Origin of the sequence: Streptomyces anthophorae, from assembly GCF_049310305.1 — a bacterium.
Lineage (GTDB): Bacteria > Actinomycetota > Actinomycetes > Streptomycetales > Streptomycetaceae > Streptomyces.
Window position 1 is genome coordinate 5197524 of record NZ_JBLWQQ010000001.1, and the last position, 12787, is coordinate 5210310.

At 71.1% G+C, this 12787-nt stretch carries 9 protein-coding genes and 1 tRNA gene; 5 read left to right on the forward strand and 5 right to left on the reverse strand.

All coding sequences use genetic code 11. The features are described from left to right. Positions 1-4: 4 nt before the first annotated feature. From ACNYS0_RS23765 to ACNYS0_RS23780, 4 genes are all read right to left on the reverse strand, one after another. Positions 5-553, reverse strand: a complete 549-nt coding sequence (locus ACNYS0_RS23765) for an NUDIX hydrolase (RefSeq protein WP_422476506.1) — start codon at positions 551-553, stop codon at positions 5-7. Positions 554-597: 44 nt separating this feature from the next. Then, the gene (locus tag ACNYS0_RS23770; protein WP_422476507.1) at positions 598-1932 is read right to left on the reverse strand and encodes an NsdA family TPR-like regulatory protein; all 1335 of its coding nucleotides are present in this window, start codon (positions 1930-1932) and stop codon (positions 598-600) included. Between the two features lie 913 nt (positions 1933-2845). Then, positions 2846-3196 carry a helix-turn-helix domain-containing protein gene (locus ACNYS0_RS23775; protein WP_422476508.1) on the reverse strand — a complete coding sequence of 117 codons (351 nt, stop codon included), beginning with the start codon at positions 3194-3196 and terminating at the stop codon, positions 2846-2848. 416 nt (positions 3197-3612) lie between these two features. After that, a tRNA-Arg gene (locus ACNYS0_RS23780) sits at positions 3613-3685 on the reverse strand. 196 nt (positions 3686-3881) lie between these two features. Between ACNYS0_RS23780 and ACNYS0_RS23785 the strand changes: the two genes are divergently transcribed. Next, positions 3882-4691: a mechanosensitive ion channel family protein gene (locus ACNYS0_RS23785; protein ID WP_422476509.1), complete on the forward strand. Its 810-nt coding sequence runs from the start codon at positions 3882-3884 to the stop codon at positions 4689-4691. Positions 4692-4711: 20 nt separating this feature from the next. On the opposite strand, the gene ACNYS0_RS23790 is transcribed toward ACNYS0_RS23785, so the two are convergent. After that, positions 4712-5017, reverse strand: a complete 306-nt coding sequence (locus tag ACNYS0_RS23790) for a DUF6401 family natural product biosynthesis protein (RefSeq protein ID WP_422476510.1) — start codon at positions 5015-5017, stop codon at positions 4712-4714. Between the two features lie 128 nt (positions 5018-5145). On the opposite strand from ACNYS0_RS23790, the gene ACNYS0_RS23795 reads away from it, so the two are divergent. From ACNYS0_RS23795 to ACNYS0_RS23810, 4 genes are all read left to right on the forward strand, one after another. Beyond that, complete coding sequence (locus ACNYS0_RS23795; RefSeq protein WP_422476511.1) at positions 5146-7002, forward strand: PucR family transcriptional regulator; 1857 nt, start codon at positions 5146-5148, stop codon at positions 7000-7002. Positions 7003-7239: 237 nt separating this feature from the next. After that, positions 7240-8592, forward strand: a complete 1353-nt coding sequence (locus ACNYS0_RS23800) for a type III PLP-dependent enzyme domain-containing protein (RefSeq protein ID WP_422476512.1) — start codon at positions 7240-7242, stop codon at positions 8590-8592. Between the two features lie 195 nt (positions 8593-8787). Beyond that, positions 8788-10293 carry an amino acid permease gene (locus tag ACNYS0_RS23805; RefSeq protein ID WP_422476513.1) on the forward strand — a complete coding sequence of 502 codons (1506 nt, stop codon included), beginning with the start codon at positions 8788-8790 and terminating at the stop codon, positions 10291-10293. Between the two features lie 161 nt (positions 10294-10454). Then, on the forward strand, positions 10455-12152 hold the full coding sequence (locus tag ACNYS0_RS23810; RefSeq protein ID WP_422476514.1) for a class I adenylate-forming enzyme family protein: 1698 nt from the start codon (positions 10455-10457) through the stop codon (positions 12150-12152). Positions 12153-12787: the final 635 nt, after the last annotated feature.

Genomic DNA, 12787 nt, shown 5'->3' on the forward strand with positions numbered 1-12787 from the left:
TTCGTCATGCCTCGACGCCGCCGAGCCGCTGCGCGTGCAGCATGAGCAGCGCGGCCACGGCGTTCGCCGATCGGACCTCGCCGCGCGCGACCAGCTCGGGCACCTTGTCGAGCGGCACCCACTCACGGCGTGACGACTCGAAGTCGTCGACGGGGATCTCCCGTACCTGCTCAGCCAAATCGGCCACGTACACGCGATGGTGCGACGTCGAAATCCCAGGCATGGGGTCGACCGCGAGGAGCAGCTGCATCGGGCCCGGCCGCCACCCCGTCTCCTCCTCAAACTCCCGCGCCGCGGCTTCGGCCGGGTCCTCGCCAGCGCCGGTGCCGCCCGATGGCAGTTCATAGCCCCACGCGTCGGTGATGAACCGGTGCCGCCACAGGAGCAGCACCTCGTTCGCCTCGTTGACGACCGTGGCGACCGCGACCGGGCGCAGCCGGATCACGGTGTGGTCGAGGTGCCGTCCGTCCGGGAGCTCGACGTCGGCCATGTTCACCTGCACCCACCGGTTCTCGTACACGGTGCGCTCGCCGAGGTTCCGCCACACTGACACGCTGCTGCCTCTCGTCGGGTACGCGCTCCATCCGACCACACCCGCTACAGCGGGATGCGAAGGGTGTCGTCGATCCTGCCGACGACCTCGCCCACCGAGCGGCTCCTCGTCGCTGCAAGGTTGCGACGCACGCCGACGAGCCGGTCGTACAGCCGGTGCGACTCCATGCCCTGCATCGTGTCGAGCATCCGCGTCGCAGTGCCGGCGGCCTGGTCGACGTGGCCCGCCCGCAGCTCGCAGTCGGCGAGGGTCGCAAGCCGGTGAACCCGGCCGCGCTCGTGCGTCTGAATGTCGACGGCCGACTTCGCGTACGCCTGCGCGGGTCCGGTGTCGCCGAGCCGCATGAGGGTGTCGGCGAGCGATGTCTCCAGGAGACCGGGCTGCACGTAACCGGTCTCGGCGGGCTCCTCGTCGGGCCGGATCAGCCCGGCGGCGGTCTCGGCCTGCTTCATCGCCCTGTGCGCACCACCCTGGTCGCCGAGCCGGGCGTACGCCTTCGCCTGCATCGCGTGGAGGTCGCAGGCGAGCGCGGGCGAGATCGCGTTCCCGGCCGTACGGAGCCCAGCCTCGGCGAACGCCACCGCGCTCCTCAACTCCCCGAGGTAGATGGCGTGATTGACGAGGAGCGCTATCACGTACCCGCCGAACGCCCGGTCGCCAGAGGCTTTCGCGAGGCGGAGCGCCTGGTGGTAGTAGCGCTGCGCGAGGCCCTGCGCGTTCGAGTCGTACGCACAGATCCCGGCGACCGCCACCAACCCGCCGACCGCGCGATGCAGTTCACGCCCTGTGCGATCGGAGTACGTGCCGCGCATCAGCGGCGCCGTGTCCTTGACCAGAAAGCGCAGCACGCGGCCCCTCGTGGCGACGCCGCCGGCCTTGCGGTACATCTGCTCGTAGTGGCCGCGGGCGGTGCGCAGCTGCTCGACGTCGGGCAGGCCGACGCGGACAGTGCCGCGGCTGGAGACGTCGGTGTCGTCCGGCGGGTTCTCCCACTCCCACACCGGGCCGACCGCGGGCAACCCGGTGATGATGGGGGCCTGTTGGAGATCCTCGCGTTGCTGGTGGTCGCCGCGCCACAACGCGGTCGCCTTGCCGATGAACCCGTCGAGCGGGGTGCCGGCGGGCTGTGCGGCCGCGGTGCCCATGCCGATGTCGTCGAGGGTGAGCCGTCGGCCGAGCTTGTCGCCTAGCACGTCGGCGATCAGGTCGGCGACCGGGCCGCGTGGGCGTTGGCCTTTCAACCAGCGGATCACCGAGCTGTGGTCGTAGCGCATCTGCTTCCCCTGTGCCGACCCGGCCTGGTTGACGCGCGCGGCTAGACCTTTGCGGGACATGCCCGCCTCGTCGATGAGCGCGTCGAGCAGGGTATTGGGTTCCATGTCGTGACCCCCGAATTACTCAGTGCGACAAGGGTAGTGAGGTCTGGTTCACACACTGTGTGAAGCGGTCCATGCGACACACACTCTGCACTCACTCCCGAACGCCCCCTTCATGCGCGAACGATGAGGGCTCGGCAGCTGGGAGGGAGCGGCGTTGTGAACGGCGTAGCAGGAGTGGAAGCAGTCCGAGTACCGGCTGTTGGGGAACTCTCCGAGGTGCAGCTCTGCGGCCGGTGCTGCGTGTGGTGTGGCGCCGCGCTCGGTGCTGCTCTCGTTGTGGACCTCGGCGAACGCGATGACGAGAGTGGACGGCGTTGGTTCCCGCGCGGCTGCCCTCTCTGCACGGCAGAGCAGGTGTATGTGCAGCTCATAGAGCACGCCTCGTCCTGCGAGCAGTGCGCCGACAACGGCGGCTTGTGCCCGGACTCGGTCGAGTTGCGGCGGGCGCTGAGGGAAGGGCGAGCGCGATGACCACCGATCGGGGCCGGCTGTGCTGGCGATGCGACGAGCCGCTCCTCCCCGGCGAGGAGATCGAGACGGTCGACGTGTTCAGCAACTCGGGCGCGGGCGCGGTCATCGAGATTCACCGTAAGTGCCCTGTGCCCCCGCGTCCTAGACAGGCGTCACCCGTCGGCTGGAGCACGCGCAGCTGACCATCGACCCCCGACGCCGGCACCTCCACGGATCCCCGGCGCCGGGAAGTGCGGCCGCCTCGAGCCCGTGCTTGGGGCGGCCGCTTCAAGCTCCCGCGTTCCCAGACCCCGAGCGCGGGCGGCGGCGGCACGACGGCGGACGTGCCGCCGCCCGATTCACACGGGGCGTGAACGGAACACCGGGATGCGAGGTGATCGCGCACTTCCTGTATATGACATTTAACGCAAGGGTAAGTACCGCATCGCTGAGCCAGGTCTACCTATCCGAGGAGGTCGGTCACGTGGACGCGCAGCGCCGCGGCGATGAGCAGTAGGTCCGAATACGCGGGGTCGCGGCGTGCGTTCTCGTACCGCTGGATCGATCGGCGGTCCATGCCGGCGAGGTTCCCGAGCTGCTCTTGCGAGAGGTCAGCGTGGCGGCGTAGGTCGGCGATGCGGTGCCCGAGCGCGACGCGACGGGCGGTTACCCAGTCGGGTCGAGGGGTTCGTCGGGCTGCCACCCACCCACACAATGATCGTTGTGCGAGGGTGTCAGTACCCAAATGGTCGCCTCTTGATCTTTTGGCTGATCGTGACCGGTCGCGACGTGAAACGTGAAGACCTGCGCACATAGCTCTGCGGCATATGCGTCACGCCGCAGGGCTCGATGTAGTCTGAAGGAATAGAACACACGTTCGCTCGAAAGGGTGAATGACTCAGGGGCTGCGCATCCGTTAAGCAGGGTGGGAAGTCGTACAGCGCGAAACAATCCATGATCGTGCGCCGTCGCTCCGTGGTGGCCCCCGGCAGCGGGCGGCGCACAAGTCCGGCCCCCCTCAACGCGCGAGGGGGGCCGGACGCTTTGTGTCTGCCGCGACCTGCGTCAACGACTTGATCGTTTAGGAGTCATTTAGGAGTCCGCCCCTCGTACTGAGGGTGTATCGGGACTGTGCGACAGCGTGCCGAGACTGTACCCAACGTCGAGACAGAAAGACCCCGGACCCCGCTTGACCTGCGGTTTCCGGGGTCTTTCCCCTGATCACAAACGTGCCCCCGGCAGGATTCGAACCTGCGACACCCGCTTTAGGAGAGCGGTGCTCTATCCCCTGAGCTACGAAGGCGCGTGAACAGCGTAGCGGATCGGGTTCGGGGCGTGGGGTGGGCCGGTGCGCGGGGTGGGTCACGCCAATGGGGGACGTGGGGCGGCCGGGGGCGGCTGGGGCTGTTAAGCCGGAGGGACACAGGAAAACGAGGGGGGACACGTCTCGTCGGGTGCGGCTTCGCGGCGCCCGGCCCCACTGGGTGGAGGTACCACTCATGATCCAGAATCTCAGTACGCCGGACGGCGCCAGCACGCTCGCCGTCAACTTCACTCAAGGGCTCAACGACGCGTGGTCGAAGGTCGCCCAGTTCGTGCCGAAGCTGCTGGGCTTCATCGTCGTCATGGTCATCGGCTGGTTCATCGCCAAGATGATCACCAAGCTGCTCGACCGGGGCCTCCGCAAGATCGGGTCGGAGAAGCTCGCCGAGCGGGCCGGCTCGGCGAAGATGCTCGAGGGGTCGAAGTACGACACGACCGCGATCCTCTGCAAGGTCGTCTACGTCGCCCTGATGCTGATCGTGCTCCAGCTCGGGTTCGGGGTCTTCGGCCCCAACCCGGTGTCCGACATGATCAACGGCATCGTCGCCTGGCTGCCGCGCGGCATCGTCGCGGTCGTCCTGATCGTCGTGGCCATGGCCGTCGCCAACCTGGTGCGGGACATCGTCACCAACACGCTGTCCTCCGTCTCGTACGGGAAGACCATCGGCACCATCGTCTGGGCCTGCATCGTCGTGCTCGGTGCGATTGCCGCGCTCGGGCAGGCGGGGATCGCCACGACCGTCACGCAGCCGGTGCTGATCGCCGCGCTCGCGGCGGCCGCCGGAATCCTGATCGTCGGCGTCGGCGGCGGGCTCATCGGCCCGATGAAGCAGCGCTGGGAACGGTGGCTGAACATGGCCGAGGAGGAGACCGCCAAGGCGAAGGGGAGCGCCCGGAGCGGCGGTGCCGGGGCCTATCAGGCGGGGCGCGAGGACGCGCTCACCAACCAGCCCGTTCAGGAGCGGGAGCGGTTCGACAACCAGTAGGGGCCGGCGACCGGTGTGAGCTACACCAGGTCGAGCAGGTCGTGCCGTCTCACCAGCCAGCTGATGGCGGTGAGGCGGCACACCGCGTAGTCGTGTCCCACGGGTTCGAGCCAGCCGTTCTCACTGAGCGCGTCGAGGAAGCCGAGCGCGTAGTCGCCGAGGGCCTCGGCGTCGGGGGCCGGCGGGTGCAGTGCGGCCGAACCGGCTTCCAGGCGGTCGCGGACCTCCGCCACGTGCTGGTCCACCGCGGCCAGGAAGGCGGGCTCGAAGGCGAATTCGGCGAAGCGCGGACCGTACGCCTCGCTCACCCGGGCAAGAGGGGACATCCGTCCAACGTAGGCGCGAGGGCGGCCGATTGGCGGTGCGTGGCGGGTGCTGTTGCTCACAAGTGGGGTGTTTGCGGTGACTTGTGCGTCACATCGGGCGGGGTCACGTGATCGGTGAGACTGGGGGCATGGAGTTTTCCGCGTCCGGCGCAGCGCCCGGAACCGCGTCCAACAGGCCGCAGCCCGAGAATCCCGCTCCGGGCGGCGGCCCCACGCTGGCGCGGGTCGTCGAGGTCGTGGGACGGGACGTCGTGGAGGTCGTACGGGCCCCGTGCGGGACGGACGTCGCCGTGGGCGGGGTCGGGGTCTTCGACGCCGGGGAGAGCCTTCAGGAGCGGGGGCGGGTGCTCATCGCCGTGGGGGTCGATACGTCGGATCCCGCTGCCGCTGAAGTGTTGCGGGCCGCCGACCGCGCGGGGGCCGCGGCGCTGGTCGTGCGGCGGGGTGCCGAAGGGGTCTCGCCGCTGCTCGGCGAAGTCGCAGACGGTGTGTCCACCGCGCTGCTCGCCCGCGCCCCGTGGGTGGACTGGGGCGAGCTGATCGGGCTGCTGCGGGCCGCGCTCGCGGCCGGTGGGGCGCGGGTGCCGGAGCCCGGCGTCGACGTGGGGCTCGGGGATCTTCCGGCCCTCGCGTCGGCGCTCGCCGCGCTCGTCGGGGGCGCGATCACCATCGAGGACCCCGAGTCCAACGTGCTGGCGTACTCGCCGACCGCCGACACCGCCGATCCGCTGCGGCGGCTGACCATCCTCGGGCGGCGGGTGCCGCGGTGGCGGGTCGCCGAGCTCGCGGAGAGCGGGTTCCTGGCCGCGCTGTGGGCGGGGGACGTCGTGCATCGACCTGCTGACGGGCGGTTTCCCGAGCGGCTCGCCGTCGCCGTACGCGCGGGCGATGAGGTCCTCGGGTCGCTGTGGGCCGCCGCCGACGGGGAGCCGCTGCCGGACGGGGCCCGCGACGCGCTGCGGCAGGCCGCCGCGATCGCGGTCCCGCATCTGCTGCACCACCGGTTGCGGTCCCGGTCCGCCGAGGGGCGCAGGCGGCACGCGGTGCGCGCGCTGTTCGAGGAGCGGTCGCCGGATGCGGTCGCCGCGGGGGCCGCGCTCGGCGTCGATCCCGGGCAGCCGTGTGTGGTGCTTTCCGGTGTGGTGTCGGGGGGCGTGGCACCGGAGGTGCGGGAGCGGGCGTTGCGGGCGGCGGCGTTGCGGGTTGCTGCGCATGGCTCGCCGGCGTTCGCGTATCGGGTGGAAGGTGGCCTGCCCCCGGCGCACGGGGCGGCACCCCGTCCGCAGGACTCGGGGCTCCGCCCCGGACCCCGCTCCTCAAACGCCGGAGGGGCTGGGAATTCGAACCCCGGAGGGGCTGGAAATTCGAACGCCGGAGGGGCTGGAGATGCAGGCGGAGCCGGAGATGCCGGTGGAGCCGGAGATGCCGGTGGAGCCGGAAATATCGGCGACCGGTTCGACGTGTTGCTCATCGATCCCCGGGCCGACGCCGCCGAGCGTCTCGCCCGGGACCTCGCCGCCGTCCTGCGCGGCGCCGGGGCCCGGCCCCTCGTCGCGGTCGGGCCGGTCGTCGGCGCGCTGAAGGACGCGGTGGACTCCCGCGCCGGGGCCGGTGAGGTGCTCCGGGTGCTGCGCGAGCGCGGGGAGCCCGAGGTGGCGGGCGCCGACGACGTGCGGTTCGCCCTGGACGCGCTGCGGGTGTCGGACGCCGTCGCCGCGCAGGTGCCGTCCGTCGGGGACGCCGTGGCGGCGCTCCTGGCGCACGACGAGCGGCACGGGACGGACCTGCCGCGCACCGTGGCCGCGCATCTGGCGTTCTTCGGGGACGCCGGGGCCACCGCCCGGTACCTGGGGATCCACGCGAATACGTTGCGGTACCGGCTGCGCAGGGCCCGCGAGCTGGGCGGCTTCGACCTGGCGGACCCCGACGTACGGCTCGTCGTCGAGCTCGGGCTGCGGCGGGCCGGGCTCATCCCGCTGCCGTGAGCGCGGCATGAGAACCCGGGGCGTAGTGCGCCGCCACCATGCCCGCCCACCCGCCGTCGTACGCAGGCACAACACGTTCCGCCCTGAAGTCCGCCCGTTGTGCCCGCGCACCATCCCCCTGCCCCGTACTTCGTGCCGGCGCACGCAGACACGCCGCCCCGCCGCGCTGCACAGTGACGAGTGCCCCGAGCACCACCCCGTACGAAGCAATACGAAGCAGAAGGCAGGCCACCCCTGATGCCGCAGCCCCCCGCCTCCGCCGCCCGCCGCGACGCCGCTCTGCGTGCCGCCGTCGAGCAGGGGCTCGTAGGACCCGACGCCCCCGTGCTCGGGCTGCTCGACGTGGCCGGGGTCCGGGAGGCGGCGCGCGCGCTGAAGGCGGCGTTCGCGGGCGTCGACGCGCGGCACACCTTCGCCGTGAAGGCGTCCTCGCTCGTCCCCGTGCTCGCGCTCCTGAACGAGGAGGGCATCGGAGCCGAGGTCGCGAGCCCCGGAGAGCTGGCCCTCGCGCGGGCGGCAGGGGTGCCCGCCGAGCGGATCGTCTTCGATTCGCCCGCCAAGACCGTCGGTGAGCTGCGCGAGGCGCTCGCGGCCGGTATCGCCGTGAACGCGGACAACCCGCAGGAGCTGGAGCGGATCGACGCGCTCGTCGAGGAGTTCGCGGCGAACCCCAGCGCCTCGCCCGTGGGGCTGCGGGTGAACCCGCAGGTCGGCAGCGGTTCGATCGGCGCGATGAGCACCGCGACCGCCACCTCCAAGTTCGGCGTCGCGCTGCGCGACGAGGGCGCGGAGCAGTGGGTCGTCGGCGCGTACAAGGCGCGGCCGTGGATGACCCGGCTGCACACCCACACCGGATCGCAGGGCGTCGCCCTGGAGCTGATGGCCGAGGGCGTACGGGCCGCGTACGACCTGGCCGAGAAGATCAACGCGCACGTCGGGCGGCAGCAGATCGACACCATCGACATCGGCGGCGGACTGCCGGTGAACTTCGCGTCGGACGACATCACGCCCGGCTTCGAGGAGTACGCGCGGATCCTGCGGGAGACCGTCCCCGGGCTCTTCGACGGGCGGTACACGCTCGTCACCGAGTTCGGGCGCTCGCTCCTCGCCAAGCAGGGGTTCATCGCCGCGCACGTCGAGTACACCAAGACGTCCGGCGGGCGGCGGATCGCCGTGACGCACGCGGGCGCGCAGGTGGCGACCCGTACCGTCTTCGTGCCCGATTCCTGGCCGCTGCGGGTCGGCGCGTACGACGCCGAGGGCCGGCCGCGGACGAGCGCTCCGCTGGTGCAGGACGTGGCCGGGCCGTGCTGCTTCGCGGGCGACCTCGTGGCGCGCGGCCGTGAGCTGCCCGAACTGGAGCCCGGCGATCTCGTCGCGCTGTACGACACCGGCGCGTACTACTTCTCGACCCACTTCCACTACAACAGCCTTCCCCGTCCTGCTGTGTACGGATATGTCCGGTCGGAGAACGGGGCAGAAGCGGGCAAGGTGACCTTCGCCCCCGTCCGGTCCGCGCAGTCCCTCGACGAGGTGCTCGCCGAGTCCGGTGCCCCGTACGTGGGTTCACTCGTCGGGCTCGTGGATTAGTTGCCCCTGTGAACGGTTTAAGGTGGCGTGTCGTCGCGCGGTAAGCCCGCGGCACACTCCACCGGGATCCGTTCCGATCTCGTAGTTCGCCGAATCCGGCGGACCAGTCCTGTCCAACAGGTACGCCGTACACGCTTGCGCGCGTTCGCGCTCGCGTGTGTGCGGCATGCCGTTTTGCACGTACGTCGGAGAACCATGGAGCACACAGCACAAGCCGAGTCCGAGGCTCGGCCCGCGCAGGCCTCTACGGCTGCGACCGAGAGCGGTGTGACCACGGGCGGCAAGGCCACGGCCGGAGCCATCCGTGAGGGGGGTTACGCGGCCGGCCTGCGCAATCGTCAGGTCCAGATGATCGCGATCGGTGGCGCCATCGGCACCGGTCTGTTCCTCGGCGCGGGGGAGCGGCTGCACACCGCGGGCCCGTCCCTGGTGGTCATCTTCGCCATCACCGGTCTGTTCGCCTTCTTCATCACGCGCGCCATGGGCGAACTGGTGATGCACCGGCCCACGTCGGGCTCGTTCGTCTCGTACTCGCGTGAGTTCCTCGGCGAGAAGGCCGCGTACACGGCGGGCTGGGTCTACTTCCTGCACTGGGTGTGCAGCGGCATCGCGGAGATCACCGCGGTGGCGATGTACCTGCACTACTGGGCCATGTTCCGCGACATACCCCAGTGGACGCTCGCGCTGGTGGCGCTGCTCGTGGTGCTCGGCGCCAACCTGATCTCGGTGCGCTGGTTCGGCGAGTTCGAGTTCTGGTTCTCGATCATCAAGGTCGCCGCGATCCTCGGCTTCCTCGGCATCGGCTGCTGGCTGCTCGCGAGCCGCCACCCCGTCGACGGCCACAGCACGGGACCGCAGCTGATCACCGACAACGGCGGCATGCTGCCGAACGGACTGCTCCCCGCGATCGTCCTCATCCAGGGCGTCGTCTTCGCGTACGCCGCGATCGAGATGGTCGGCATCGCCTCCGGCGAGACGGAGAACCCGCGCAAGGTGATCCCGCGCGCCATCAACTCCGTGTCCTGGCGCATCGTGCTGTTCTACGTCGGGTCCGTGCTGCTCCTCGTCCTCCTCCTGCCGTGGAGCGCGTACAAGGCGGGCGAGTCCCCGTTCGTGACGCTGCTCGGGAAGCTGGGCGTGCCCGGCATCAGCGGCATCATGAACTTCGTGATCCTCACGGCGGCCCTGTCCAGCTGCAATTCCGGCCTCTACTCGACCGGCCGCGTGCTGCGCTCCATGGGACTGGCGGGCTCCGCGCCCGCGTTCACGACGAAGATGAGCCGCAAGGGCGTGCCCTACGGCGGCGTGCTGCTGACCGCGACCTGCTACATCGCGGGCATCGTCCTCAACTACATCGTGCCCGAGCGGGCGTTCGCGATCGTCATCAACTTCTCCGCGATCACCATGATCGGCACCTGGGTCATGATCATGATCTGCCAGATGGTGCTGCGCCGTAAGTCGCTGCGCGGCGAGCTGGAGCGCCCCTCGTTCCGGCTTCCGGGCGCGCCGTTCACGAGCTGGCTGACCATCGTGTTCCTGGTCGCGGTCGTGGTCCTGATGGTCGTCGGCGGCGGCGACTCGGCGATCTCGGTGTACTGCTCCCCGCTGATCGTGGTCAGCCTGGTGATCGGCTGGTTCCTGACCCGCAAGCGGGTGGCGGAGCACAAGCGGGTGGCCGAGCAGGCGAAGGCCGAGGCGTAGAAGGTTCCGAGGCTCGGCGGCGGGCGGTGCGCGTGGAGGTTCACGCGCACCGCCCGCCGCGTTGTCGGGGCCCTGTCCGCCGTGTTGTCCGGGCCCCGTCCGGCCGTTGGCCGGTGCACGTACCTTGACGTGGGTCGGGCCGCCGGACGTACCGTCCGACCATGGACGCTGATGCCGTGGATTCCGTGGAAGCGCTGCTGACCGCTCCGGGCGCCCCCTTCGCCGTCGTACGAGGCGAGGACGGGCGCCTTTCCTATGCCGACGGGCCCCGTACGTTGCGCGAGTTCTGCGAGACGACGTGGGCGTTCGGCGACACGCCCTTCGTCGTCTCCGAGACCGGGCGCATGACCTACGGGGAGTTCTTCGCGGCGGCGTGCGCGCTGGCCCGCCGCTTCACCGACGACGAGAGCGCGGGCGGCTACGGGCTGCGGCCGGGCGACCGGGCCGTCATCGCGATGCGCAACCATCCGGAGTGGCAGGTCGCCTTCTGGGCGGCGCAGTTGGCCGGTCTGGTGGCGGTGCCGCTCAACGGGTGGTGGACCGCCGAAGAGTTCGCGTACGCCCTCGACGACTGCGGGCCCGCGGTGCTGGTCGTCGACGGGGAGCGCTACGAACGGGTCCGGCCGTGGCTCGACGCGGCGAGCCCCCGCCCCTGGACGCTGGTCTGCCACGAGGAGGGGCGGGAGGCGAGCGGTGACCGGGTGGAGCGGTATGCGGACCTGCCCGCCCCCGACCCCCAACTCGGCCCGCCCGACGTGGAGATCGACCCGGCCGCCGACGCCACGATCCTCTACACCTCCGGTACGACGGGTCGGCCCAAGGGGGCGGTCGCCACTCACCACGCGCACATGGGCGCGATCGCGGGGCCCCGCTACGCCGCCGCGCGCACGGCGCTGCTGCGCGGTGTCATGCCGGGGCAGGGCCCGGCCCCCATCGGTCTGTTGACGTTCCCCTTCTTCCACGTGGCGGCGTTCACCGGGTTCTACGCGGCGATGGGGGTGGGCGGCACGATCGTGGTGCTGCGCAAGTGGGACCCGGACGTCGCGCTCGCCATGATCCGCGAACACGGCGTCACCAGCTTCGGCGGCGTCCCGGCCACGGCCCTCCAACTCCTGGAACGCGCCAAGGAACTGGGCGACGAACTCCCCTCCCTTACGGGATTCAGCACGGGCGGCGCCGCGGCCCCGCCCGGGATCGTGGCCCGCCTCACCGACCGCTACGGCGAGCGCATCGAGCCCCGCAACGGGTACGGGCTCACCGAGACGCTCGGCGGGGTGCTCTCCAACGCGGGGGAGGAGTACCGGAGTTGGCCGGGGAGCGTGGGCCGTCCGGCGCCGGCGGTGGAGGTGCGGATCGCGGACCCGTCGGGCGAGGCGGTCGCCGACGGTGAGGTGGGCGAACTGTGCCTGCGCGGGCAGCCGATGATCCGCGGTTACTGGAACGCGCCCGAGGCCACCCGGGCGGCGTTCACGGCGGACGGGTGGTTCCGGACGGGGGATCTGGCGGTGCTCTCGGAGGGACGGGTCAGTGTCGTCGACCGGATCAAGGATCTCGTGATCCGGGGCGGCGAGAACGTCCACTGTGTCGAGGTGGAGGCGATCCTCCACGACCACCCGGACGTTCTGGAGGCGGCCGTCGTGGGTGTCCCGCACCCGGTCCTCGGGGAGGAGGTGGCGGCGGTCCTCCGCGTCCGGCCCGGTTCCGCGGCCGGGCCGGACGACATCCGCAGCTTCGTGGCCAAGTCCCTGGCGGCGTTCAAGGTTCCGACCCACGTCGTCCTCCAGGAGACGGAACTCCCCCGCAACGCGACGGGCAAGATCCTGAAGCGCCGGCTCCGGGACTCGCTGGCACGGAGCTGATGGCCGGGGGCCGGTGCCGGTGCCGGTGCCGGGGGACGGGTGGGCGGCACCGGGGGTGACCGTGGTTTTGGTTGGGCGGCACCCGGACCCCGGGGGGCCTTGCCGGGGTCGGCGCCTCCGGTTCGCGTTGCGCGGCACCGGGGGCCGCCTTGCCCACCCTGCCGCCCCAGGCGGCAGATTGCCCAAGTCGGTGGCGGCCTGCCGTCGGGGGCGGGGAGCCGTGCCTGTGGCCACTTGGCCGAGGTGGGGTGGAAGTCGACCGTCGGGGACGGAAGGCGGGTTCGTGGTGGCCTGCCCGTGGAAGCGGACCATCGAGGGTGGGGCCCGGGCATGCGGTGACTCGGCCGAGGTGGGGTGTCGGTCGGTCGTCGGGATGGGCGGGGCGGACGGGTTCGTGGCAGATTGCCGAGGCGGGTGCGACACCCCGTCGGGCCTACGCCCCTGGAGGGGGCGGGTGGGTGGGAGATGGCCGTCGCCATTGCCCGCGAGGCGGCGGGGCGAGCCAAGCCCCGCTGGGCAGAGGGGGGCAAGTCCCGCGGATGGGCGGGCATTTCAAGCCCCACCTGGCGGTGAGGGATCAAGCCCCGCGGATGGGCAGGCATTTCAAGCCCCGCTGGGCGGTGGGGGATCAAGTC

Bases quoted from the DNA above. Each gene is read 5' to 3' on its own strand.
- ACNYS0_RS23770 (WP_422476507.1), bottom strand. From the start codon at position 1,932: ATGGAACCCAATACCCTGCTCGACGCGCTCATCGACGAGGCGGGCATG.
- ACNYS0_RS23775 (WP_422476508.1), bottom strand. From the start codon at position 3,196: ATGTGCGCAGGTCTTCACGTTTCACGTCGCGACCGGTCACGATCAGCC.
- ACNYS0_RS23785 (WP_422476509.1), top strand. From the start codon at position 3,882: ATGATCCAGAATCTCAGTACGCCGGACGGCGCCAGCACGCTCGCCGTC.
- ACNYS0_RS23790 (WP_422476510.1), bottom strand. From the start codon at position 5,017: ATGTCCCCTCTTGCCCGGGTGAGCGAGGCGTACGGTCCGCGCTTCGCC.
- ACNYS0_RS23795 (WP_422476511.1), top strand. From the start codon at position 5,146: ATGGAGTTTTCCGCGTCCGGCGCAGCGCCCGGAACCGCGTCCAACAGG.
- ACNYS0_RS23800 (WP_422476512.1), top strand. From the start codon at position 7,240: ATGCCGCAGCCCCCCGCCTCCGCCGCCCGCCGCGACGCCGCTCTGCGT.
- ACNYS0_RS23805 (WP_422476513.1), top strand. From the start codon at position 8,788: ATGGAGCACACAGCACAAGCCGAGTCCGAGGCTCGGCCCGCGCAGGCC.
- ACNYS0_RS23810 (WP_422476514.1), top strand. From the start codon at position 10,455: ATGGACGCTGATGCCGTGGATTCCGTGGAAGCGCTGCTGACCGCTCCG.